21 protein-coding genes are annotated in these 24,140 nt (G+C 69.8%); 14 read left to right on the top strand and 7 right to left on the bottom strand.

From position 1 onward, the window contains the following. Window positions 1–13 precede the first annotated feature (13 nt). Window positions 14–265 (top strand): hypothetical protein, encoded by a 252-nt coding sequence (locus tag DFJ64_RS19805; protein ID WP_245940907.1) that lies wholly within the window; start codon window positions 14–16, stop codon window positions 263–265. A 248-nt stretch (window positions 266–513) separates the two neighbouring features. Continuing rightward, on the top strand, window positions 514–1,368 hold the full coding sequence (dapF, locus tag DFJ64_RS02095) for a diaminopimelate epimerase (protein WP_115848908.1): 855 nt from the start codon (window positions 514–516) through the stop codon (window positions 1,366–1,368). 28 nt (window positions 1,369–1,396) lie between these two features. Here the strand turns inward: dapF and DFJ64_RS02090 are convergent, their stop codons facing one another. Continuing rightward, window positions 1,397–2,815 (bottom strand): DHA2 family efflux MFS transporter permease subunit, encoded by a 1,419-nt coding sequence (locus DFJ64_RS02090; protein WP_245940906.1) that lies wholly within the window; start codon window positions 2,813–2,815, stop codon window positions 1,397–1,399. A 107-nt stretch (window positions 2,816–2,922) separates the two neighbouring features. On the opposite strand from DFJ64_RS02090, the gene DFJ64_RS02085 reads away from it, so the two are divergent. Together DFJ64_RS02085 and DFJ64_RS02080 are read left to right on the top strand one after the other, a co-directional pair. Next, window positions 2,923–3,543 carry a TetR/AcrR family transcriptional regulator gene (locus DFJ64_RS02085; RefSeq protein WP_115848907.1) on the top strand — a complete coding sequence of 207 codons (621 nt, stop codon included), beginning with the start codon at window positions 2,923–2,925 and terminating at the stop codon, window positions 3,541–3,543. Between the two features lie 269 nt (window positions 3,544–3,812). Further along, window positions 3,813–4,043, top strand: a complete 231-nt coding sequence (locus DFJ64_RS02080; protein ID WP_115848906.1) for a hypothetical protein — start codon at window positions 3,813–3,815, stop codon at window positions 4,041–4,043. 19 nt (window positions 4,044–4,062) lie between these two features. Here the strand turns inward: DFJ64_RS02080 and DFJ64_RS02075 are convergent, their stop codons facing one another. Beyond that, window positions 4,063–5,370 (bottom strand): enolase C-terminal domain-like protein, encoded by a 1,308-nt coding sequence (locus DFJ64_RS02075; RefSeq protein ID WP_115848905.1) that lies wholly within the window; start codon window positions 5,368–5,370, stop codon window positions 4,063–4,065. 302 nt (window positions 5,371–5,672) lie between these two features. Here DFJ64_RS02075 and hflX point away from each other — a divergent pair, with 302 nt between their 5' ends. Then, a complete protein-coding gene (gene hflX / locus DFJ64_RS02070) occupies window positions 5,673–7,136 on the top strand; it encodes a GTPase HflX (protein ID WP_115848904.1) in 1,464 nt (487 codons plus the stop codon). Between the two features lie 95 nt (window positions 7,137–7,231). Here hflX and DFJ64_RS02065 read toward each other — a convergent pair whose 3' ends face one another. Both DFJ64_RS02065 and DFJ64_RS02060 read right to left on the bottom strand, forming a co-directional pair. Further along, window positions 7,232–7,855, bottom strand: coding sequence for a rhomboid family intramembrane serine protease (locus tag DFJ64_RS02065; RefSeq protein WP_115848903.1), 624 nt, complete (start codon window positions 7,853–7,855; stop codon window positions 7,232–7,234). Window positions 7,856–7,946: 91 nt separating this feature from the next. Continuing rightward, a complete protein-coding gene (locus DFJ64_RS02060; protein WP_115851751.1) occupies window positions 7,947–9,791 on the bottom strand; it encodes a S9 family peptidase in 1,845 nt (614 codons plus the stop codon). 225 nt (window positions 9,792–10,016) lie between these two features. Here DFJ64_RS02060 and DFJ64_RS20040 point away from each other — a divergent pair, with 225 nt between their 5' ends. Further along, complete coding sequence (locus tag DFJ64_RS20040) at window positions 10,017–12,206, top strand: ATP-dependent DNA helicase (RefSeq protein WP_281268478.1); 2,190 nt, start codon at window positions 10,017–10,019, stop codon at window positions 12,204–12,206. 9 nt (window positions 12,207–12,215) lie between these two features. Here DFJ64_RS20040 and DFJ64_RS02050 read toward each other — a convergent pair whose 3' ends face one another. Beyond that, window positions 12,216–13,085, bottom strand: a complete 870-nt coding sequence (locus DFJ64_RS02050) for a coenzyme F420-0:L-glutamate ligase (RefSeq protein WP_115848902.1) — start codon at window positions 13,083–13,085, stop codon at window positions 12,216–12,218. 40 nt (window positions 13,086–13,125) lie between these two features. Continuing rightward, the gene (gene lexA / locus DFJ64_RS02045) at window positions 13,126–13,863 is read right to left on the bottom strand and encodes a transcriptional repressor LexA (RefSeq protein WP_115851749.1); all 738 of its coding nucleotides are present in this window, start codon (window positions 13,861–13,863) and stop codon (window positions 13,126–13,128) included. Window positions 13,864–14,142: 279 nt separating this feature from the next. Between lexA and DFJ64_RS02040 the strand changes: the two genes are divergently transcribed. From DFJ64_RS02040 to DFJ64_RS02015, 6 genes are all read left to right on the top strand, one after another. Further along, the gene (locus DFJ64_RS02040; RefSeq protein ID WP_115848901.1) at window positions 14,143–14,577 is read left to right on the top strand and encodes a hypothetical protein; all 435 of its coding nucleotides are present in this window, start codon (window positions 14,143–14,145) and stop codon (window positions 14,575–14,577) included. Between the two features lie 16 nt (window positions 14,578–14,593). Further along, window positions 14,594–14,833 carry a hypothetical protein gene (locus tag DFJ64_RS02035; RefSeq protein WP_115848900.1) on the top strand — a complete coding sequence of 80 codons (240 nt, stop codon included), beginning with the start codon at window positions 14,594–14,596 and terminating at the stop codon, window positions 14,831–14,833. A 358-nt stretch (window positions 14,834–15,191) separates the two neighbouring features. Next, window positions 15,192–15,689 (top strand): transcriptional regulator NrdR, encoded by a 498-nt coding sequence (gene nrdR, locus DFJ64_RS02030; RefSeq protein WP_115848899.1) that lies wholly within the window; start codon window positions 15,192–15,194, stop codon window positions 15,687–15,689. Between the two features lie 148 nt (window positions 15,690–15,837). Next, window positions 15,838–18,669 carry a vitamin B12-dependent ribonucleotide reductase gene (locus DFJ64_RS02025; protein ID WP_115848898.1) on the top strand — a complete coding sequence of 944 codons (2,832 nt, stop codon included), beginning with the start codon at window positions 15,838–15,840 and terminating at the stop codon, window positions 18,667–18,669. Window positions 18,670–18,799: 130 nt separating this feature from the next. Continuing rightward, window positions 18,800–19,474, top strand: a complete 675-nt coding sequence (locus DFJ64_RS02020; RefSeq protein WP_115848897.1) for an NAD(P)H-binding protein — start codon at window positions 18,800–18,802, stop codon at window positions 19,472–19,474. Window positions 19,475–19,587: 113 nt separating this feature from the next. After that, a complete protein-coding gene (locus DFJ64_RS02015; RefSeq protein WP_115848896.1) occupies window positions 19,588–20,625 on the top strand; it encodes a DNA polymerase IV in 1,038 nt (345 codons plus the stop codon). A 34-nt stretch (window positions 20,626–20,659) separates the two neighbouring features. On the opposite strand, the gene DFJ64_RS02010 is transcribed toward DFJ64_RS02015, so the two are convergent. Beyond that, window positions 20,660–21,454 carry an alpha/beta fold hydrolase gene (locus DFJ64_RS02010; protein WP_170152467.1) on the bottom strand — a complete coding sequence of 265 codons (795 nt, stop codon included), beginning with the start codon at window positions 21,452–21,454 and terminating at the stop codon, window positions 20,660–20,662. A 196-nt stretch (window positions 21,455–21,650) separates the two neighbouring features. Between DFJ64_RS02010 and DFJ64_RS02005 the strand changes: the two genes are divergently transcribed. Both DFJ64_RS02005 and DFJ64_RS02000 read left to right on the top strand, forming a co-directional pair. Next, window positions 21,651–22,463 (top strand): IclR family transcriptional regulator, encoded by an 813-nt coding sequence (locus DFJ64_RS02005; RefSeq protein WP_115848894.1) that lies wholly within the window; start codon window positions 21,651–21,653, stop codon window positions 22,461–22,463. Between the two features lie 40 nt (window positions 22,464–22,503). Then, window positions 22,504–24,138 (top strand): OPT/YSL family transporter, encoded by a 1,635-nt coding sequence (locus tag DFJ64_RS02000; RefSeq protein ID WP_115848893.1) that lies wholly within the window; start codon window positions 22,504–22,506, stop codon window positions 24,136–24,138. The last annotated feature ends 2 nt before the right edge of the window (window positions 24,139–24,140 follow it).

The raw sequence follows: 24,140 nt of genomic DNA, 5'->3' as shown, positions 1-24,140 counted from the left end.
GCTGGAGCTCGGGATGGGACTCCCCGAGGCGGTCGCCGCGCCCAGGGTGTCGCCTCGGAACGCCGTCACGCAGGCCGAGCCCGCGTTCATCGCCTCGGCGCAGGGGCGAGCCCTCGCCGCGATGGGGCACCAGTTCTCCGAGATCGAGGAGATCGGGGCCGCCACGGCGTTGGAGTTCGGACGTCGCGGCTACGTCGTCGCGGTCGCCGAACCCACTCGGCGTGGCGGTGGCTCCGCCATGGTCGTCCACCCCGTCGGTCGCTGAGACAGGTGGCCACGCCGAGTAGTCCGCGCGGGGGTCCGAGCAGGCCCGGCCGGACGGCTCGTCGGACTCCAGGGTCGATCAGACCCAAGCGCCGATCGGACTCTAGGCTGGAGCCCGGACGGCGCGGGAGCGAGCCACCAGTCCGCCGGCAGCCCGATCCCGACATCCGAAGCGACAGGTGAACGGGGCGGAATCCGGGCGAAGGCGACGCTCCTCGGCGCGCGGGCGAGATCACGACGAAGGTGAGCATGGGCACGATCTCGTGGGTGAAGGGCCACGGCACGGAGAACGACTTCGTGCTGCTGCATGACCCGGACGGCACGATGCGCCTCGACGAAGGTCTGGTGCGCGAGCTGTGCCACCGCCGTCGAGGTGTGGGGGCCGACGGTGTGCTGCGGGTGGTCCGCTCGGCGGCGCTCGACGACGGTCGCCCGTACGCCGACGAGGCCGAGTGGTTCATGGACTTCCGCAACGCCGACGGTTCCACTGGGGAGATGTGCGGCAACGGCGTGCGAGTCTTCGCCCACTACCTCCGGGTCCACGGTCTCGTCGACCCGAGCGTCGAGCTGCCGGTGGGGACGCGGGCTGGCGTGAAGCGCGTGCGGTTCGAGGACGATAGTCAACTCAGCGTTGACATGGGTCGCCCTCGCCTTCCTGGGCCGAGCGCGGTCATGGTGAGCGCCGCCGGTCGCTCCTGGCCGGCCGTGCCAGTTGACATGGGGAACCCGCACGCGGTCGCGTTCGTCGACGACCTCGCCGACCCTGGGCCTTTGGTGGAGCAGCCGACGTGGTCCCCGAGCGAGGCGTTCCCCAAGGGTGTGAACATCGAGTTCGCCGTCTGGCGTGGATCACGACACCTGGCGATGCGGGTCCACGAGCGTGGCGTGGGCGAGACCCGCTCCTGCGGGACCGGCGCCTGCTCGGTCGCGGTGGTGGCGGCCGCGGTCGACCACCTCGCCGACCAGCAGGTCAACCTGCCGGCCGGCGAGGCGTACCGGATCGACGTCCCCGGCGGCAGTCTCACCGTGTCGTTCCGCGCTGACCAGCACGTCGTGCTCACCGGTCCGGCGGTCCTCACGGCCCGGGGTGAGATCGACCTCTGAGCCTCCCACGATCACCTGAGCCGGTCGCTCAGACCAGGCTGGGCTCCCGCGTCACCTGCTCGGCTTCCGGCCGTCGGACGGCGGGTCGGACGCTCCCGTAGAACAGGGCGGCCACGGCCCCGACGGCGACGAACGCCGCGCCGACCAGGACGGCGGGTCTGGTCCCGTCGAGGATGTCCTGGACGGAGGCGAACCCACCGTGGTGCGCGAAGACGGTCGCCAGCACGGCGACGCCGAACGCCCCGCCCACCTCGCGGATCGCGTTGTTGACCCCCGAGGCCCGACCGGCGTCCTCGGTGGCGACCGCGGCCAGCACCGCGCTGGCGGCCGGCGCGAAGGCCAGCGAGTTCCCGATGCCGCCCAGGACGAAGGGCGGGATGAGTCCGACCCACGACATTCCGACCGACGCGGTCACCGCGATCCAGACGAACGCGACGGCGAGCAAGCCAAGGCCCGCGGCCATGAACGGGCGTGGTCCGAACCGCTCGGCGAGGGAGGCCGCGACGGGCGAGACGAGCGTCGTCGCTCCGGACCAGAACAGCATCCGTAGCCCGGCGTCGAAGGGGCCGAAGTCGAACAGCGACTGGAGCAGCTGGGTGAGTAGGAACACCGAGCCGAAGACGCCGAAGCTCATGAGGAACCCGACGACGTTCGTGACGACGAACCGACGCCGCGTGAAGAACCGTAGGGGCACCATGGGCGTGGCCGCGCGCGACTCCCAGAGCACGAACGCTGTCAGCAGGACCACACCGACCGACAGTGAGCCGACGATCAGCGGGCTGCCCCACCCCGAGGCGTTGGATCGGACGAGGCCGAACACCACCCCGAACAACCCGCTGGTCACCAGGGCGAACCCAACGAGGTCGACCGGCTCGCGGGCGCCTCTGCTGGGCAGCAGGACGACGGCTGCGATGGGCAGCAGCGCCAGGCCGACGGGGACGTTGATCCAGAAGATCCAGTGCCATCCAGCGGTGTCGGCGACGGCGCCGCCGACCAGCGGTCCGAGCGCGATACCGAGGGCGGTGGCGGCTGACCAGGTGCCCAACGCCGGGCCTCGTCGTTCACGCGGGACCTGGTGGGCGATGAGCGTCAGCGACAGCGGTGTTACCACCGCTCCGCCGACGCCTTGGACCAGTCGCGCCGCGACGAGGGTGGCGGGGGACGAGGCGAGGCCGGCCCAGGCGGACGCGAGAGTGAAGAGCGCGAGCCCGGCGAGGAAGAAGCGTCGGCGACCGAAGCGTTCGGCCAGGGCCGCGGCCGGGATCAGCGAGACGCCGAACGCCAGGGTGTAGGCGTTGACCGTCCATTCCAGTGACTCGAGGGACGCGTCGAGCTCGGTCCGGATGACCGGGAGCGCGACCGTGACGATCAAGTTGTCCAGCGCCGCCATGAACGTCGTCACGGACACCACCGCCACGGTCCACCAGCCGCGACGAACGTCGTGCACGGAGTCCTCCGAAGTTATTAGTGACTGCTAACTACATTGCGGCTGGGGAAGTTAGCGTCCACTCACTAAGATGTCAACCGACCGACAGAGACCCGCGAGCGAGGCCCATGACGACCCGAGCGACACCCACCCCATCGACGCCGGCACAGGTCTCATCAGCGCCGACCCGATCGACGAGGACGCCGCAGAGATCGACCTCCGACGAGCGCCGGGAGGCCCTCATCACCGCGGCGATCGAGGCATTCGCGGCGTTTGGGTTGCATGGAACGGCGGTGAGCAGCATCACGAACACCGTCGGGATCACCCAGCCGTACGCGTTCTCCCTCTTCGGCTCCAAGAAGGGACTGTTCCTTGCCGCCGTGCACCGCAGCTTCGACCAGCTGGAGGAGCTCTTCCAGGAGCGAGCGCGCGAGGTGCCGCGGGAGGACCGGCTGTGCGCGATCGGGCAGGCTTACGACGACTTGCTCGCCACCAACCCCTACCTGCTGCGGTTCCACTTGCAGTGCTTCGCCGCGTCCGGAGACGAGGAGGTTCGCGCGGTCGTCCGGGACCGAATGCGGCGCCTGTTCGATCTGGTTCGTCGGGTCGCTGGCGTGGACGACGAGGCCGCGCGGACCTTCCTGGGGCGCGGCATGTTGTGCATCCTCACGTCGGCCCTCGATCTCGACGTGCTGGCACCGGGTGACGCGAGCCGCTTGCGCGACGCGGTCTGCGTGAACCACGAGTGAGTCGCCAGCCGTCGACGCCGCGGCCCGGCCACGTGGCTCACGCGCTCGGCGGTGTGCACCTGCCTCCGCGACGTGACGCGGATCATGCGATCGGCAGGCCGCGGAGTGGGCAGGATGCCGTCGCGGTGTCCGCCTGCGGGCCGAATCCCCGATCAAGAGGTGTCGACCAGCGTCAGGGTTCCCTGAGGCGAGCCTCCTCCGTTCGGCGGAGGAGGCTCGCGACGTCAGACCGAGGTGCTATGACGGAGCGTCAGGCTAGAGTCGAGAGCATGTCGGTGCCGCCAGTCCCCCCACCCCGTCGGAGCGCCGACGCGCCGCAGACGGCGGTCGAGCTTCCCCTTCCGCGACAGGCAGCGACCGACCCGGAGTGGCACGAGCGGCGCCGCGTGCTCCTGCGCCAGCTCCGAGCCCGCCGGGCCATGTCGCTCGCCCGGCGGTCGGCCGTGGCCCGCACCGCGGTGCTGCTGCGGTCGATCAGCTATCCCGACCAGCGCCGCTGACCGGACGAAGGCCTGCGACTCAGGGACGTTGCACGGTGCCGTCCGGGAGCCGGGTACGCGTCCAGGTGTCGTTGACGAGTGGATCGACGGGCGGGAACTTCGCGGCCAGCTTCTCGTCGATGTCCACGCCCAACCCTGGTGCGTCGCTGGGCCACAGGTGACCGTCTCGCACCTGCGGGCAGCCAGGGAAGACCTCCATCGCCGCGTCGTTGAAGACGTGCTGCTCTTGAATGCCGAAGTTCGGCGCGGCGATGTCGAGGGCGAGGTTCGCCGCGTGGCCCACCGGTGACACGTCGCCGGGACCATGCCAGGCGGTCCGAACGCCGAACAGCTCGGCCGCCGACGCCAACCGCCACGCCGGCGTCAGCCCTCCGATCGCCGAGATGTGGCAGCGGATGAAGTCGATCAACCGATCCTTGACGAGCGGGACGTACTCAGCGGGATTGGTGAACAGCTCTCCGATGGCCAGCGGCGTCGCGGTCTGGGCACGGATCGTCGGAAGCCACCCCAGGTCCTCGGGCGCGAGAAGGTCCTCGAGGAAGAACAGGTGGAACGGCTCCAGCTCCTTCGCCAGCCGGACGGCTTGCGTGGGATGGAGACGCTCGTGCACGTCGTGGAGGAGGTGCACGTCCGGTCCTAACCGCTCACGCAAGTGGGCGAAGAGCGCAGGTACCACCCTGAGATACGCGTCGGGGTCCCACGGCGCGAGGCCTCGCACGTTGCGACCCGAGAGGCTCCCCGGGGTCGCCCGTCGCTCGTTCGGCGTCGATAGCGCGCCATAGGTCGTGGCTCCCGGCACCGCGACCTGGCAGCGGACGTAGCGATAGCCGGCCTCCAGGAACCGCCGGACGTTGTCCTCCACCTCGACGGCGTCCCGACCGGACGCGTGTGCGTACACCGGTACGGCGGTGCGACACCTTCCGCCCAGGAGCTGCCACACCGGGAGGCCGGCCTGCTTCCCCTTGATGTCCCACAGCGCCATGTCGACGCCGGACAACGCGTTGTTGAGGACAGGGCCGAACCGCCAGTACGAGCTCACCAGGAGCGAGGACGTGATGTCGGTGATGTCCGCGGGGTCGCGCCCGACCAGCTGGGGGGCGAGGTAGGAGTCGATCGCCTCGGCCACCGCGCGAGCCCGCTGGGTGAACGTCGCGCAGCCCAGCCCGTACAGGCCCGGCTCGGACGTGTCGATCCGTACCACGACGAGGGTGATGTTCTCCGGGGCGGTCAGGATGCTCCGGACGCGCGTGATGCGCAGGCCGTCAGAATCCGCCCACGGCGGGGTCGTGGCGGGCAGCGGGTTCTCGGGTGAGGGGGTCGCGGACATGGCTCCTCTACTCGCTCGGGTCCTGTTCACCTTGTTCGGCCGGCGGCCGGTCGCGGGCCGCCGCGTCGCGCGAGCGGCGGCCGTCCCGCGGTTGACTGTACGAAGGCACCGGCGAGGTTTCCCTCCATCCCACTCGAACGGCAGGTATCGGACAGACGAGTGCGGACCTCTGCGGCGCGTGGCCAGTGCCGGATCGCGACGCTCTTCCCGGGCATGGCAGGGCGATTTCCGGGTGCGGAAGGCGTCGGAGGCATGCCACGATGGGGAAGCCACGGACGCGCCGTGGTGTTGACTGGAGTTGTATGACACGTCGACACGAGAACCAGGCTGAGTCGTTGGCGACCGACACGCGAGACGTCGACATCCGGCTGACCTTCGTCCCCCCTGAGGACGAGCCCGCGACGGGGGAGCTCGATCTGGAGGACCGTCAGGCGCTGCGCCGGGTGCCGGGATTCTCCACCGACCTCACCGATATCAGCGAGGTCGAGTACCGACAGCTCCGGCTCGAGCGGGTCGTCCTCGTCGGTGTCTGGACCAGCGGGAGCGCGGAGGACGCCGAGAACTCCCTGCGTGAACTGAAGCTGCTCGCCGAGACGGCGGGTGCGCAGGTGCTGGAAGGGCTCATCCAGCGGCGCGCCCGGCCCGACCAGGCGACCTACATCGGTCGAGGCAAGGTCGAGGAGCTGCGTGAGACCGTCGTCGCGACCGGTGCCGACACCGTGATCTGCGACGGCGAGCTCAGTCCCGCGCAGTTGCGCAACCTCGAGGAGCGGATCAAGGTCAAGGTCATCGACCGGACCGCCCTCATCCTCGACATCTTCGCTCAGCACGCCAAGAGCAAGGAAGGCAAGGCGCAGGTCGAGCTGGCTCAGCTGACCTACTTCCTGCCCAGGCTGCGTGGATGGGGTGGGTCCCTGTCCCGCCAGACGGGTGGACGTGCCGGCGGTGCCACGGGTGGCGTCGGTCTGCGTGGCCCAGGTGAGACCAAGCTCGAGATCGACCGTCGTCGCATCCGCGCTCGCATGGCGAAGTTGCGTCGCGAGATCGCCGAGCTCCGCGCCAATCGAGAGACCAAGCGCCTTCAGCGGCGTCGCAACGCCGTACCGTCGGTGGCGATCGCGGGCTACACCAACGCCGGCAAGTCGTCGTTGCTCAACCGGCTCACCGGTGCCGGCGTGTTGGTCGAGGACGCGTTGTTCGCGACCTTGGATCCGACCACTCGTCGCGCGACGACGCCGGACGGTCGTACATTCACCCTCACGGACACGGTCGGATTCGTCCGCCACCTCCCGCACCAGTTGGTCGAGGCGTTCCGGTCGACGTTGGAGGAGGTCTCCGAGGCCGACCTCGTGCTGCACGTGGTCGACGGGTCCCACCCGGATCCCGAGGGTCAGATTCGCGCCGTGCGCGAGGTGCTCGCCGAGACCGGTGCGGGTGACCTTCCCGAGATCGTCGCGATCAACAAGGCGGACATCGCCGATCCGGTGGAGCTCGCCCGGCTACGGACGCTCGAACCACGCTCCGTCGTCGTCTCGGCGCGAACCGGCCAAGGCCTCCCGGAGCTGCTCGAGATGATCGCGGCCGAGCTCCCGCGGCCCGCGGTGGAGGTCAGCGCGCTGGTGCCCTACACACGCGGCGACCTCGTCTCCCGGGTCCACGAACACGGTGAGGTCTTGGAGATCGAGCACACGGACACCGGCACCCGCTTGCGGGCACGCGTCGACCCCGGGCTCGCGGCGATGCTGGACGGCTACGCGTTGGCCTGAGCGAGGGCGCTGGCCGTGAGCGCCTCACCGGGTGTGCGGCGCACGGACACCCACCGGTCGCGAGACCGCCTGACGTCTCTGCTGGCTGTCGTACCTCAGACGGCGATGTCCGTGCGTGTCGTCCGGCGTTGGGTGCCGCCCAGCAGCCAGGCGGCGACGATGCCGCCAACCGCGCCGAAGAGGTGCCCCTGCCAGGAGATGCCCGGCTGAGGCAGCAGCCCACCCAGGAGGGCACCGCCCCAGACGAGCGTCACGAGCACACCGATGAGCAGCTGACCCAGGCTGCGGTTGAAGACCCCGCGCACCATCAGGTACGTGGCGTAGCCGAACACCAATCCGCTCGCGCCGACGGTGATCGTCGCCGGCGGCGACAGGAGCCACGTGCCCAGCCCGCTCACCACCGCGACGATCGCCGTGACCGCGAGCAACCGCGCGGCGCCGGCGGCCGCGATGATCGCGCCCAGCATGAGCAGCGGCACGGTGTTGGACATCAGGTGTCCGAAGCCGGCGTGCAGGAACGGCGCGGTGACGATCCCGAGCAGACCGTCGGAGTCGCGGGCCTGGATGCCATACAGGTCAAGTCGGTTCCCCAGGAGGGTGTCGACGACCTCGCTGACCCACATGAGACCGACGAGGTACCCGAGGACTTTCAGACCCGACGTACCGGAATCGGCAGCGCGAACGGCGCGCTGGGGCGGGCGATAGTACGCAGAGGCCATGAGTCCACCATGCCCGATGCGGGCAAGGCCGACCAGCCCGACAGGCGAGATCTGCCGGTGGCCCCACGACCAGCCGAGTCGGGCGGCCGGCCTACTCCGAGCGCCCGCCGAGGTGCTCGGCGAGGAACCGCTCGGCGGCGGCGTAGTAGGTCTCGCGGTTCTCCGGTTTGGCCAGGCCGTGTCCCTCGTCGGGAAAGAGGAGGTACTGGTGCGGCAGGCCCTTCTCCTTCAACGCGGTCACGATCTGCTCGGCCTCGGCCTGCTTGACCCTGGGGTCGTTGGCGCCCTGCGCGACCAGGACCGGGATGCGGATGTTGTCGATCTTCGAGAGCGGTGATCGCTCCCAGAGCATGTCCTTCTCGGTCGCCGGGTTGCCCACCTTGGCGTACATCATCGAGACCACCGGCTTCCAGTACGGCGGGATGGACTCGATCAGGGTGAGGAGGTTGGAGGGCCCGCACAGGTCGACGGCGCACCGGAACACCTCCGGCGTGAAGGCGGCGCCGGCCAGGGCCGCGTAGCCGCCGTAGGAGCCGCCCATGATCCCCACCCGCGTCCGGTCGATGAGACCCTGGCGCGCCAGGTGGTCGACGGCGTCCAGCAGGTCGGTGTGCATGGCCCGGCCCCACTGCTTGTCCCCGGCGTTGCCGAAGGCCTTGCCGTAGCCGGTGGAGCCACGGTAGTTGACCTGGACGCAGACGTACCCTCGGTTGGCCAGCCACTGGGCCTCGGGGTGGTAGCCCCACGTGTCGCGTGCCCACGGTCCGCCGTGCACGTTGAGGACGGCGGGCAGGTTCCGGCGTTCCACCTCCGGTGGGACGGTGATGTAGCCGTGGATCTCCAACCCGTCCCGCGCGGTGAAGGTGAACGGCTCCATGGGGGCGAGCACGTAGCCGGCGAGGTCCGGCTTGTGGGAGAAGAGGAACCGGAGCGCCTTCGTCGACCGGTCGTAGAGGTAGTAGCGGACTGGCCCGTCGGAGGGGGTGACGGACACCAGCCAGACCCGGTCGGTACGCTCCGCCCGGTTGATGCTGAGCTCGCCGTCGATGCCCAACGCGTCCCGCAGCTCCTCGACCGCTCGGCCGTAGTCCTCGTCCAGATAGGACCAGACCTCACGGTCCTTGTCGAAGATGACGGCCTGCGGCCGCCGGGTCTCCGGGTGGAACTCGACTCCGCCGACGTCGTAGGCCGGGTCCTCGGCGAGCACGGTCTCCTCGCCGGTCGCGAGGTCGACTGCGACGAGACGCGCGGCGTTCGCCCCCAAGGACGACACGAGGTAGGCCGTCGTGCCGTCCCGGGAGAACCCCACCGGGCTCGTCGTGTTGGCGTCCTCCGGCGGCACGTTGAGCCAGGGACGGAACTCCCCGTCCTCGTCGACGAGGAAGAAGACCGCGCCGCCTTCCTCGGTCACCGACACCGCGCCTTGGACGGTCAAGTCGGTGTCGACCATCCAGCCGACGTACCCGGGGTTGTCGAGCACCTTCTCCAAGGCCCCGGTCGTGAGGTCGAGGCTGTAGACGTCGTGGAGCTCCGGCTGATCCTTGTTGATCGCGAGGAGCATCGTGGTGGGGTTCCACCGGTTGTGCCCGAGGATCCGCACCTGGACGTCCTCGAAGGGGGTGACGCACCGCTCCTCGCCGGTCTGCAGGTCCAGCAGGTGCAGCCGCCAGTTCTCGTCGCCGTCCCGGTCCTGCAAGTAGAACAGGGTGCGGTCGTCGTGGCAGAACCCGTACGCGCGGATGCCGCGACCACGGTCGTGGGTTACCGGGACCGCCTGCGCGTGGTTGTCGGCCGGTCCGACCCAGACGTTGAGGACACCCTCGTCGGGCGCGAGGAAGCCCAGCCAACGACCGTCCGGTGAGACGGTCGGGTTGGCGTACGTGGGGTTTCCGAACAAGACCTCGCGCGGAATGAGCGGGACAGCGTCGTAGGTCATGAGGAGGATCCCACCACATTCCCAGGCCGGTGGCATCCCCAGGGCGGTGGCATTCCTGGGGCGGGGGTATCTCCGGGGCAGTGGCATCTCCGGGGCAGTGGCATCTCCGGGGCGGTCTGTCTCGCCGGGCCGTCCCTGCTTCCGAGGGTCCGCCTGGACGAGAGGAATGCGCGATGTCGTGGTGGCGCGGCGCCGGCGTTGGCGGGCACCGGATAGCCTCCCGGAATGGCCGAGACAGCGCCCGCCGGGTACCGACCCGACCCTCGTGTCCGTGAGCTGCTGGGTGACGCGGTGGCCGCCCTGGGCGGGCGGGAGCGTCCCGGTCAGGTGGCCATGGCCGAGGCCGTCGCCCGCGCGATGGAGCGGGGTGAGCACCTGCTGGTGCAAGCCGGCACGGGAACCGGCAAGTCGCTCGCGTACCTGGTGCCGTCGTTGCTGCGGTCGCGGGGAAGTGGCCGCCCCGTCGTCGTGGCGACCGCGACGCTCGCCCTCCAAGCCCAGCTGGTCAATCGCGACCTTCCTCGGCTGGTGGCCGCCGTCGAGAAGCGGCTGGGCCATCGACCGACCTACGCCATCCTCAAGGGTCGGCACAACTACGCCTGCCTGCACAGGGTTCGCGATGGTGTGCCCGACGACCAAGGAGCCCTCCTCGAGGCGGTGCCGACGGGCCCGGTCGGCAGGCAGGTGCTCGCTCTGCGGACGTGGGCGGAGCAGCAGGCGCAGGCCGACGGCGACGGTGACCGGGACGCCGCACCCACCCACCAGGACCGCGCCTGGGCGCAGGTCTCGGTGTCGTCGCGGGAGTGTCTCGGCGCTCAACGGTGCCCGTACGGGGAGGAGTGCTTCGCCGAGCGGGCTCGGGAGCGCGCCATGGCCGCCGACGTGATCGTCACTAACCACGCGCTGCTGGCGATCAACGCGCTGGAGAACGTCCCGGTGCTGCCCGACCACGACGTCGTGGTCATCGACGAGGCGCACGAGCTGGCGGCGCGGGTGACCGGCGCCGCGTCGGCCGAGCTGTCCCCGGGGATGGTGGAGCGCGCGGCACGCCGCGCCCGCGCCTTCTGCGTCGGCGGGGAGGCGGACCCGCTCGAGGACGCCGGGCACGCCCTGCGAACCGCGCTGTCGAACGCCCCCGTGGGTCGGTTGGAGGCCCTGACCGGGGAGCTCGCGGCGGCCGTCGCGCAGGTGCGGGATGCCGCCCGCGCCGCGTGGTCGGCGTTCCCGAGCGACAAGCAGGAGGACGACGTCGAGGCTTCGCGCCGCCAGGCACGCGCCTGGGTCGAGCAGGTGCGCGAGGTCGCGGAGCGCGTCGCCCAGATGGCGGCGGTCGACGTGGTGTGGGTCGAGGAGCGGGAACGCGGTGGTCGCGAGCTCCGCGTCGCTCCGCTGTCGGTCGCAGGGCTGTTGCGGGAGCGGCTGCTGGCCCAGCACACCTGCATCTTCACCTCGGCGACGTTGAAGCTCGGTGGCGACTTCCTGGCCGTCGCCCGGTCGGTCGGGCTGCGCTCAGTGGAGCGGGTCAGCGAGGCCGAACACGACGCGAAGGGCACCGAAGGGGCGTCGACCGGGGCCGAGCGACCTCACGCCGACGCCTCGACGGACCGTCGGGAGCAAGGCGGGGGCGAGGCGACTGGAGGCGACCTCGCCGAGGGGAAGTCCGACGCCGAGCAGGCGAGCCCTGGCCGGGCCGGCGCCGGCCAAGCAGGTACCGACGTGGTGGAGACGTTGCCGTGGCGGGCCCTCGACGTGGGGTCGCCGTTCGACTACGCCCGCCAGGCGATCCTTTACATCGCACGCCGCCTGCCGCCACCCGGTCGTGCGGGCATCTCGCCCCAGGCGCTGGATGAGCTGACCAGCCTGGTGGAAGCGGCTGGTGGGGCGACGCTCGGCTTGTTCTCCTCGCGCCGGGCTGCCGAGGAGGCGGCCGCCGCGGTCCGCGAGCGGCTGGGGTACGAGGTGTTGTGCCAGGGAGACGGTCAGCTCGCGGAGCTGCACCAACGGTTCGCCGCCGAGCCGGCGACCTCGTTGTTCGGCACCTTGTCGCTGTGGCAAGGGCTGGACGTGCCCGGCGACACCTGCCAGCTCGTGGTCATCGACCGGATCCCGTTCCCGCGCCCCGACGATCCTCTGCTCTCGGCGCGCCAGAAGGCGGTCGACGAGGCGGGCGGGAACGGGTTCATGGCGGTGGCCGCCACCCACGCCGCCCTGCTGTTGGCGCAGGGCGTCGGTCGACTGATCCGGCGCTCCACCGACCGTGGGGTGGTCGCGGTGCTCGACCCTCGACTGGCCACCGCGCGCTACGGCGGATACCTGCGTGCGTCGCTCCCACCCATGTGGTCGACTCTCGACCACGACGTCGTCGTCGCGGCGCTGCGCCGGTTGAGCGCGGCGCGCGAGGCGTCCGTCCCCTGACGACGGTCCCTACGACGGCATGCGGACGCAGACCGCGATGGGGGTCTGCTGACGTCCCTGTCCGAAGGGGTTGTCCCGGAACAGCTCGCAGAAGAAGCGGGGGAGCCGGTCGCTGTCGTGGCCGAGTACCTCGCGGCCGAGGTCGTTGGAGTCGATGATCACCGTGCCGCTCAACGTCCGGGCCGCGTCGCCGTCGAGCTGGGACCGTAGGGCCTGGGTGATGCGAGCCGCCACCTTGTCGGGCTCGGCCGGTGGGAGCTTGGCCGAGACGTTGGACGGGAACGCCGAGTACGGCGTGGGACCGTCGATCGCGTTCACGCGGTGGCCGGCGACGACGTAGAACCAGCCGCGCCGACCCAGCATCTTGCCGACCACGCTCGCGGCAGCCGCGAGGAGGATACGCGGCAGGCCGGCCTCGTTGATGGCGAGCTGCATCGTCCACGGGCTCCCGAGCCCGATGCCGTACGGGGTCCGCCGGACCATCTTGGAAAGCAGCCGGGCGGCTCGACCGGGGTTGATCTCCCAGGTGAAGTAGGACCGTCCCTGGCTGATCGCGACGATCTTCTCGCTCACCACGACGTACCACGGCTCGAGGAAAGCGCCCGTGAACGAGGCGTCGGACGCCATGAGCGCGACCGTCTTGGTCACGTAGGCGGCCACCTTGTCGACGAGGTCGTCGCCCCGGCGGAACAAGTCGGTACGGATGGGAACCCGCGCCCAGTAGGCTCCTTCCACCTCCACCATGAGGCTCTTGCCCTCGTTGGGCGCCAATGGGGCCTTCGGTGGGGGAACGTCGTCACGGCCGCGCGCCAGGGCGCCGTCGCTCGACTCGGGCTCGTCTCCGGACGTCGACGAGGTATGTGCCGTGAGGTTGACCATCCCGCTCCTGGTCGTCGTCGCTTCGTGGTCTCGCGTCGGGTCAGACACGACGTAGAACGGCGACGACCTTACCGAGGATGACCGCGTTGTCTCCAGGGATGGGTTCGTAAGCTGGGTTGTGCGGGACGAGCCACACTTTGCCGTCGCGGTAACGGTAGGTCTTGACGGTCGCCTCACCGTCGATCATCGCGGAGACGATCTCCCCGGACTCGGCCGTGGGCTGCTTGCGGACGACGACCCAGTCGCCGTCACAGATCGCGGCCTCCACCATCGAGTCGCCCTTGACCTTGAGCATGAACAGCTCGCCCTCGCCGACGAGTTGGCGGGGCAGGGGCATGACGTCCTCGATGGACTCCTCGGCGAGGATCGGGCCGCCCGCGGCGATGCGGCCGACCACCGGGACGAGCGCGGGCGTGGGATGGGCGTCGCCGCTGCCGGTCTCGTCGATGGCGGTGACGGTGACGCTCGAGACCGACCGCCGTTCCGGCGGTGACACCAACACCTCCAGTGCTCGCGGCCGGTTGGGGTCACGACGGATGAACCCCTTGTTCTCCAAGACCCGCAGCTGGTGTGCCACCGACGAGGAGGAGGTCAGGCCCACGAGCTCGCCGATCTCCCGCATGGCGGGCGGATAGCCGCGCTGCTGGACCGTCTCGCGGATGACCTCGAGGATCCGCCGCTGCCGGGGCGTGAGACCCGCTGCGTCGGGCGGGCCGTCCGAGAGTTCCCGAGCACCCGCGGTGGAGGTGGTGCGGTCGCCATTCTTCCGCCTCGACATGACGGCGATCTCCTTGTCGTGGGCAGGGCCGGTGGGTCCACGCTCCGCCGGGAGCGCCTCGCACACGAGCGTAAGCCTTTGGTCATCCACGTCCAAACGCGTGTTCGACCGCGTGTCGTCGCGAGCGAAGACGATCTTGCCACAGACTGGGCGTGGCATCGAACGGAGGTTCGACGACCGGTGGCGTGTGTCGGCGGTCTGGTGTAGAACTCATGGAGCGGTCCATCGAACAACCGTTCGACGTGGCTCGCGACTCCGCTCGTCCGTGGAGGGTGTCGAATGAGCAGTGCACCGGTCATCTACCTGGAGGACTACCGCGCTCGGCGCGTCGGGGTCGAGCGGCCACGCGCGGCAGCGAACCGCTCGCCAGGGACCGCGGACTCCGGGACGTACCGGCCAGAGGTGACACATCTCGTCGGAGCGAGCACCACGTTTCGCTCACCGCCAGGGCGCACGCTCGCCAAGACGCGGAGGCGCCGGCGACCTCGACCCGCCAGGGTTCCGAGCTGCCGAGGGTTCGCTCCGGGTGACCCCATGGTGCGTCGGCGCCGTGATCGTGATCGTGCCGGTGTCCGGCTGACCCGCCGGGGTCGGTTGGCCGTCACTGTGGTGACCGTGGCGGCCACCCTCGCGTTGTCGATGCTCGGCGGTCCGGTCCTCAGCCTCGTGCTGGTCGGGACGGTGTTGTGCGGCCTCGCCGTGGTCGTCGACTAGGCGGGCGTGACGGCACGTGCCCACGCTGCTCGAGGGCTTGCGCGACGTCGAGGAGCTGTGCTCCGCCTCGATCAGCCGAGTCCGTGTACCGACGGCGTGGCGAGGCCGTGTCGCCTTGCTCGGTGACGCGGTGTGGGGCCGGACCTTGGGCATGGCCCGGTTGGTCCGAAAGCTGCTGGTCGGCAGCGGGAAGGCGTTCGCGAGCGGTACGGCCGCGCTCGCTGACGCCCGGCCAGGCGAGCGTGTCGACACCTGACGCCTCCCCCGAACGCGGCTCCTGCTCGTGGCGGACGGCAGGTGTCAGCGCGACACGCCGAGGGCATTCGTGTCATGCGGTGAGCTTGTGCGAGCTGACCAGGCATGACGCCGAATCGCCCGAGTCGACGCGCCTGTCCACGCTTGCGTGCCGCCCGTCGCCGACGTAGCGTTGACCCCAACATCTGGTAGTTACACAGCTGTAAGTCCTCCACAAGTTGTGCTTTCGCGGTCACGGAATCTCCGTGGGGTCGCTACGTGGCGTGCTCGGGAGACCTGGCCGCGGGCCGGTGGTGGAGGCGCTTGCGGCTGCACGGCGCTGCCACCGTGACGTCGAAGCTTGTGGGAAGGCCCGCTCCATGCACTGTCCCTTCTGCCGGTTCCCCGACAGTCGGGTTGTCGACAGCCGTACGACCGACGACGGCACAGCCATCCGACGCCGCCGTCAGTGTCCGGAGTGCGAGCGGCGGTTCACGACTGTCGAGCAGGTCACCCTCGCGGTGGTGAAGCGCTCGGGCGTCACCGAGCCGTTCAGCCGCGAGAAGGTGATCGCCGGCGTCCGGAAGGCGTGCAAGGGCCGGCCGGTCAGCGAGGACGCCCTCGCCCGGCTCGGTCAACGGGTCGAAGAAGAGATCAGGGCGAGCGGGTCGGCCGAGGTCCCCTCGCACGAGGTGGGCCTGGCCATCCTCGGCCCGCTCCGCGAGCTCGACGAAGTGGCGTACATGCGGTTCGCCAGCGTCTACCGAGGTTTCGCCAGCCTGGCCGACTTCGAGACCGAGATCGCTCTGCTGCGCGCGGAGCGTGACGAGACCGTGCCCGAGCCGGAGCAGGCTCGGGAGTCGATCCGCCAGGAGTGAGTGACGGGCGCCTCAGGCCGCGCCCTCGTCGACAACACCACACACCGCGCCCGGCCCGCCGTGGGGAAGCGTCCGGGCTGGGGCGGTCATTCCCATCCACCGGGCAGTCCGAGGGGAAGGCCCAGCGAGAGTGCAAGGAGAAGACACCATGACGGAGACGGTGAGTGGCCCCGCACGCGGGGGTGCGAAGGGGCGCTCGCGCAAAGGGCTCAAGATCAGTCGCGTCTTCACGACTCCCGGCGTCCACCCGTACGACGAGGTCACGTGGGAGCGGCGGGACGTCGTCCAGACGAACTGGAAGACCGGGGAGACCGTCTTCAGCCAGCAGGGCGTGGAGTTCCCCGACTTCTGGTCGGTGAACGCCTCGACGATCGTCACCACCAAGTACTTCCGCGGCGCCGTCGGCAGCCCTGACCGCGAGTACAGCCTCAAGCAGCTCATCGACCGTGTGGTGAAGACCTACCGAGCGGCGGGGGAGGAGCACGGCTACTTCGCCACGCCGGAGGACGCCGAGATCTTCGAGCACGAGCTGACCTGGATGCTGTTGCACCAGTACTTCAGCTTCAACAGCCCGGTGTGGTTCAACGTCGGGACCTCGGCGCCGCAGCAGGTGTCCGCCTGCTTCATCCTGTCGGTCGAGGACTCGATGGAGTCGATCCTCAACTGGTACAAGGAAGAAGGGCTGATCTTCAAAGGCGGCTCCGGTGCCGGGGTCAACCTCTCGCGGATTCGGGCGAGCTGCGAGCTGCTCTCCTCCGGTGGCACCGCGTCCGGGCCGGTGTCGTTCATGCGTGGCGCTGACGCCTCCGCTGGGACGATCAAGTCCGGTGGGGCCACCAGGCGCGCCGCCAAGATGGTGATCCTGGACGTCGACCACCCCGACATCGAGGAGTTCATCGAGACGAAGGCGCGCGAGGAGGAGAAGATCCGCGTGCTGCGTGACGCCGGGTTCGACATGGACCTCGGCGGCAAGGACATCGTCTCGGTGCAGTACCAGAACGCCAACAACTCCGTTCGCGTCACCGACGAGTTCATGCGCGCCGTGGAGAACGGCGGCATGTTCGGGCTGCGGGCGCGGCTGACCGGCGAGGTCGTCCGGAAGGTCGACGCGCGGAAGCTGTTCCGCAAGATCGCCGAGGCGGCGTGGGCGTGCGCCGACCCGGGCCTGCAGTACGACGACACCATCAACGACTGGCACACCTGCCCGGAGTCTGGCCGGATCACGGCCTCCAACCCGTGCAGCGAGTACATGCACCTGGACAACTCCTCGTGCAACCTCGCCAGCCTCAACCTGCTCAAGTTCCTCACCGACGATGGTCGGTTCGACATCGAGTCCTTCATCAAGGCCGTCGAGCTGATCATCACGGCAATGGACATCTCGATCTGCTTCGCCGACTTCCCGACGGAGGCGATCGCTGAGACGACCCGCGCCTACCGGCAGCTCGGCATCGGCTACGCCAACCTCGGCGCGCTGCTCATGGCGACCGGCCACGGGTACGACTCCGACGGAGGTCGAGCTCTTGCTGCGGCGATCACCTCGCTCATGACGGGCACCGCCTACAAGCGGTCAGCGGAGCTCGCCGCCATCGTCGGTCCCTACGACGGCTACGCGCGCAACGCCGAGGCGCACAAGCGGATCATCCGCAAGCACGCTGCCGCGAACGACGCCGTCCGCTCGGTCGGCCCGATGGATCGGGAGATCCTGCGGGCCGCGACGCAGGCCTGGGATGCCGCGATCAAGCTGGGGGAGAAGCACGGCTACCGCAACTCCCAGGCCAGCGTCATCGCCCCGACCGGCACGATCGGCTTGGCGATGGACTGCGACACCACGGGGATCGAGCCGGACCTCGCACTGGTGAAGTTCAAGAAGCTGGTCGGTGGCGGCTCGATGCAGATCGTCAACACCACCGTGCCTCGCGCGCTGAAGACCCTCGGCTACCAGCCCGAGCAGATCGAGGCGATCGTCGACTACATCGCCGAGCACGGCCATGTCGTCGACGCGCCAGGGCTCAAGCCCGAGCACTACGAGGTGTTCGACTGCGCCATGGGGACCCGGGCCATCAAGCCGATGGGTCACGTCAAGATGATGGCGGCGGTGCAGCCGTTCGTCTCCGGCGCGATCTCCAAGACGGTCAACATGCCGGAGTCGGCGACGGTCGAGGACATCGAGGAGATCTACTTCCAGGGTTGGAAGCTCGGCTTGAAGGCGCTGGCCATCTACCGCGACAACTGCAAGGTCGGCCAGCCCTTGTCGAACGCGAAGGCGAAGAAGGCCGAGCAGCCGAAGGAGAAGGAGGTCGTCGTCGAGTACCGGCCGACCCGGCGGCGGCTGCCCAAGTCGCGGCCGTCTCGCACGACGTCGTTCACGGTGGGCGGCGCCGAGGGATACATGACCGCGGGCCTGTACCCCGACGACGGCCTTGGTGAGGTCTTCCTCAAGCTCGGCAAGCAGGGGTCCACGCTCGCAGGCGTGATGGACGCCTTCTCCATCGCGGTCTCGATCGCTTTGCAGTACGGCGTGCCGCTGGAGAAGTACGTCGAGAAGTTCACCAACCTGCGGTTCGAGCCGGCCGGCATGACCGACGACCCGGACATCCGGATGGCGCAGTCGATCATGGACTACATCTTCCGTCGGCTGGCGCTGGACTACCTGCCGTTCGAGAAGCGGGCGGCCTTGGGCATCTTCTCCGCCGAGGAGCGCCGTCGTCAGCTGGAGACCGGGTCGTACGAGCCGGTTCCGGAGTCGGTGGACGACGCCGGTGACGCCGCGTCGCTCACGTCGGCTCCCACTGACACGCAGAAGGCCACGGCCGAGGCGAGGCCGGCGCCGACGCAGGCGCACACCTCCACCGAGCTCGTCGAGGCGATCCAGGGCACGGTGGCCGACGCACCGCTGTGCTTCACCTGCGGCACGAAGATGCGGCCGGCGGGCAGCTGCTTCGTCTGCGAGGGATGCGGAAACACCAGCGGTTGTAGCTGAGTCCGAGGACGCGGGGAGTCGACCCGGTGTCGGCTCCCCGCGCTCCTGCACACCGTTTGGCGCGAACGCCAGCGGGCGTGCGTACCCCAGCGGTGTTCATGGGCCGCCGAGAAGCGAAGGGAGTCGCGTCGTGCGCGTCGTCGTGGCGGGCGGACATGGCAAGGTGGCGATGCGTCTGGGCCGTCGCCTCGCCCAGCGGGGAGACGAGGCCGTCGGCATCATCCGTAATCCCGACCAGGCGTCGGACCTGTCCGAGGCGGGGATGACGCCGGTCGTCGTGGACCTGGAGAAGGCCACGGTCGAGCAGGTCGCGGACGTCCTCGAGGGTGCCGACGCTGCTGTGTTCGCGGCCGGCGCCGGGCCCGGCAGTGGCGCCGCTCGCAAGGAGACGGTGGACCGCGCCGCGGCCGTCCTGTTCGCGGCCGCCGCAGAACGAGCTGGTGTGCGGCGCTTCCTGCAGGTGTCCTCGATGGGTGTCGAGCAGGTCCGTGACGGCGGCCGGCCCGAGGGTGTCGACGAGGTGTTCGTCGCCTACCTACGTGCCAAGCTCGCCGCGGAGGAGGACCTTCGTCGTCGCGACCTCGACTGGGTCATCGTGCGACCGGGTCGGCTCACCAACGATCCGGGTACGGGCCGGGTTCGGCTCGCCCCTCGAGTCGACCGTTCGGAGATCAGTCGGGACGACGTGGCCGACGTCCTCCTCGCGCTGCTGGACACACCGGCGGTGACGCGTGTGGTTCTCGAGCTGGTCAAGGGCGAGACACCCGTCGCGGAAGCGGTCGCCGCACACGCTCGTTCCGGGTGAGGCGCCTCGTTTGGTGAGCTCCGCGACCACGCGGTTTGTGAGGCTCGCCCCAGCTCCGCCCGAGGCCGATCGAGATCGGCCGGGCGTGGGCCTCGGAGGGGAACACTGGCCGTGTGGGCGCGCCTCGGTGGGTCCTGCACGTCGACCTTGACGGGTTCATCGCCGCCGTCGAGAGACTGCGGCGGCCTGAGCTCGTGGGCAAACCGGTCGTCGTCGGAGGAACCGGGGATCCGACCCAGCGCGGTGTCGTCGCCACGGCCTCCTACGAGGCCCGCGCGTTCGGTGTCCGCTCCGGCATGCCGTTGCGAACCGCCGCTCGTCGCTGCCCGCACGCCGTCTTCCTGCCCACGGATCCGCCCGCGTACGAAGCGGTCTCCGTTCAGGTGATGGAGACGCTGCGGACTTTTCCCGCGGTCGTCGAGGTGGTGGGCTGGGACGAGGCCTTCCTCGACGTGGCGGTCGCCGACCCGGAGGACCTCGCCCAGCGTATCCAGCACGCGGTGCTCGCGCGTACGGCGCTCACCTGCTCGGTCGGCATCGGTGACAACAAGTTGCGCGCCAAGCTGGCGACTGGTTTCGCCAAGCCGGGAGGGGTGTTCCGGCTCACCGAGGCCACCTGGTGGCCGGTCATGGGTCGCCGTCCCACACACGCGTTGTGGGGCGTCGGCGACAAGACCGCGCGTAAGCTCGCGGCGCTCGGCATTCGGACAGTGGCCGACCTCGCCGCGAGCGACGTCGGCGAGCTCGCACGGCGATTCGGACCCACGATGGGTCCGTGGTTACGTCGGCTCGCCCGTGGGGAGGACCGCACCCCTGTCGCGGCTGGCCCCTACGTCGCCAAGTCACGCAGCCGGGAGACGACCTTTCAACGGAACCTGACCGACTGGGACGCCGTCCGTGCCGAGGTCGCGGCGCTGGCCCGTCGGGTCGCCCAGGACGTCGTGGTGGAAGGTCGTCCTGCGGTCCGCGTCGGTGTCAAGGTGCGGTGGGCGCCGTTCGAGACGCGCACGCGCAGCGTCGGGTTGCCGACACCGTCGAGCGAGGCCGCGGTCATCGAGGCGGCCGCACTCACGGCGCTGGAAGGGTTCGAGCCGGGCCGTGAGGTTCGGCTCGTGGGCGTGCGAGCCGAGCTTGACCGAGCCGGACCGTGACCTTGAGCGAGGTCGCCTCTCTGTGTCGCGGACCTCAGGGCGCGTCCGGAGCTGGGCACACCGCGTACGCGAAGTCGGTGACCACTTTGATCCACTGGTCGGGCACGTCTCGATGGAGGTGATGGCCGCCGTGCAGCACGGTGAAGCGTTCCGGCGGCAGCATCGCCTCCGCGGACTTGCGATCGAGACCGCGCAGCGCACTGGCTTCGCCAGTCTCGGGCGGGTCGGGCGTCTCCGGCGCCACGAGGAGAAGGGCCGGAACCCGCAGCGTTCCCAGCAGGGTGGGCAGGTCCCACGGGTGTGGCGCGCGCAGGCCGGCGAGGAGGGCGGGAACGTCGGTCGCCGTCACGCCGGTGATCGCGTGCTCGATGTCGGCGGCATCCCACCGGGGATGGTCGTGGCGGAGCCGATCCGCCAACTGGTGGGGAGAGGAGCGGGCCACCGCCGAGTCGGCGGCGATCTGACTGATGAGCGCGGCCCGGTCCTCCGCGCGTGAGCTCGGTGGCTCCTCGAGCACGACCGCCCGGGTGAGCTCGGGGTAGCGGTTGGCGAGCGCCAACGCGACGACCGCACCGAGCCCGTGGCCGACGAGCACGTCGACCTGTCCCGGGAGCTGTTCGGCGACACCCTGGACGAGGCGGGGCAGGTGCAGCGGACGGTCGACGCGCGCCGTCGCTCCGTGGCCTGGCATGTCGGGGGCGAGGACCTGCCAGCCCTGCTCGGCCAACGCGGGGCCGATCCGCCACCACGTTGCCGCGTGGGAGAGCTCGCCATGCACGAGAACGAGCCGCCCGCGACCAGGGTTCGGCGGCTCCCACCGAAGAGTCATGGGCATATCCAAGCCGATCATGCCCGTTTGAGGAAGTTCGCCACGTTTCGCGGAACCCGGCACGTCCGAATTCCGCCTTGACCGGGCTCGACCGTGCCTTGCATCATCGGCTTACTGTTTCAGATATCGCAAAGCTGTTGTGAATATCGCACTGTTGTGAATATCGCAACAGCACCTCGAAACGAGTCAGGACACCATGGCGGCAGAGGGCACGACCAACGACACCGGAGGATCGTCCGTCATCACTCCCCGACGGGACTCCGCTGTCCTGCAGACCGCCGACCGGGCGCTGCAGGTTCTCCTTGCCTTCCGCTCCCGACCGGAGTGGGGTGTCTCCGAGCTCGCCCGTGAGCTCGGGCTCGACAAGTCCGTCACGCAACGGCTCTTGTCCACGCTCGCCCGCCGTGGCTTCGTGCTCGCCGATCCTGAGAGCCGCCGCTACCGCCTCGGCGCCACCATCAGTGTCCTGGCTCGCGCCGCGGAGCAGGGCGGGGTCCTCGAGTCCACCGCCCGGCCCGTGCTCGCCGCTCTCGCACGGCGGATTGGTGAGAGCGCGACCCTCAACGTCCCCCACGGTGGTGCGTACCGATGTGCTGTCGCCGTCGACGCCGACGGCCCGGTGCGCTACTCCGCCACCGTGGGGCAGACCATTCCCGCCCACGGCGGCGCCGGAGGCCACGCCATCTTCGCCTTCTACCCCGAGGAGGAGATCCGTCGATTGGTCGGCGACGGCCCGCTGCCTCGCTTCAGCGAGCACACCATCGTCGACCCAGGCGAGCTCACGGACACCTATGCGCGAGTACGCGAGACCGGTGTGGCGATCTCGCACGGCGAATACGACGCCAACGTGATCTCGGTGGCCGCGCCGTGCTTCGTTCTCGGCCAGGTCGTCGCATCGATCGCCATCATCGGCCCGCACGACCGCATGGCCGCGAAGGTTGACGACGCGGTCGAGCTCGTTCGCGAGGGGACGGCCCGCCTCGAAGCCTTGCTCGGCGGGACAGGTTGATCAACGCAGGTGGCGTCGCGACGTCACCGGAGGAGGACAGATGTCCGTCACCACGCCCCTCAAAGGCGCCGACCTGACAGGTCCTGACTCGCATCCGCGGGCGGTCGAACCGGTGGTCCTCGGCCTCACGATCGTGTTGTCGATCCTCGGAGCCTTCGTAGGCCTTCACCTGGTGACGTCGCTCGGCATCACCGCCAACACCTCCGTCATCGGAGCGCTCATCGCCATGCTCGTCGGGCGTATCCCGGCGTGGCGGTTGGGGGAGATGCGCTCGATCCATCGTCAGAACCTCGTGCAGAGCGCCATCTCAGGTGCGACGTTCGCCGCGGCGAACTCCTTGCTCGTCCCGATCGCCGTGCCGTTCGCGCTCGGACGTCCTGACTTGGTGTGGCCCATGCTCGCTGGAGCGGCCATCGGGCTCTTCGTCGACGCCTACGTCTTGTACCGCGTCTTCAACTCCAAGCTCTTTCCCGGCCGAGGGACGTGGCCCCCGGGGGTGGCGGCGGCCGAGACGTTGATCGCCGGCGACGAGGGCGGACGCCGCGCGATCGTGCTCGGTGTGGGCGGACTCGTCGGGCTCGTCGGAGCGATCGTCAAGCTGCCCATGTCAGCCGCGGGTGTGGCGCTCATCGGGAACGTGTGGGCGCTGGCGATGTTCGGCCTCGGGCTCGCGCTTCGCCAGTACGGGGTCGAGTGGTTCGACGTCGACCTCAACGCCCTCTACATCCCTCACGGTGTCATGGTGGGCGCCGGCGTCGTGGCGCTCGGTCAGGCCGTGGTCTTGCTCGTCGGGCGGGAACGTCGTGGACGAGCGCACGAGGCCGAGCGTGCCCGGGCCGCGGAGGCGGCGGAGGAGTTCGACGTCGACGCGGCGGGGCTTCGGCGCGCCCTCGGCGAGGGCTACGTTCTGTTCGTCCTCGGCGCGCTCGTCGTCGCCTTGCTCGGCGGGATCCTCGGCGAGCTCTCACCGGTGCAGATGCTCGGCTGGTGTCTGCTCGCCGGGTTCGCGGCGCTCGTCCACGAGCTCATCGTGGGGTTGGCCGCCATGCACTCGGGGTGGTTTCCGGCGTTCGCGGTGACGCTCATCTTCCTGGTGCTCGGGCTGGTCATCGGCATCCCTACGGTGCCGCTGGGGCTTTTCGTCGCCTACGTCGCGGCCACCGGGCCGGCCTTCGCCGACATGGGATACGACTTCAAAGCCGGGTGGATCATTCGGAAGGGCGCGACACCCTATCGCCTCGTCGAGCGCGCCGGCCGCCGTCAGCAGTACATCGCGCAGCTGGTCGGGTTCGCGGTCGCGCTCGCCGTCGTCGCCCTCACTTGGCAGTCCTACTTCGACGACGAGCTCATCCCGCCGGTCTCCAAGGTTTACGCCGATACTGTCAATGCTGGGTTGACTGAGACGTCGACGCTGGTCAACATCCTGCTCTGGGCCATCCCCGGCGCCCTCGTGCAGCTCCTCGGAGGGCCCTCCCGCCAGATGGGCGTTCTCCTCGCGACCGGCCTCCTCATCCTGACGCCGTACGCGTGCTGGCTGGTCTTCGCGGCGCTCGCCGTGCGCATCGCGTGGACGCGAATGAAGGGCGAGCGTGCCGCCGGTGACCTCAACCTCATCGGAGCGGGGATCATCGCCGGCAACTCCTTGACCGACGTGGGTCGAGTCCTCGAACGCTGAGC

The sequence above is a fragment of the Thermasporomyces composti genome (genome assembly GCF_003386795.1).
Classification (GTDB): Bacteria; Actinomycetota; Actinomycetes; order Propionibacteriales; family Actinopolymorphaceae; genus Thermasporomyces; species Thermasporomyces composti.
Note: the sequence above shows the minus strand (reverse complement) of the source record. Positions and strands in the feature narration are given on the sequence as shown.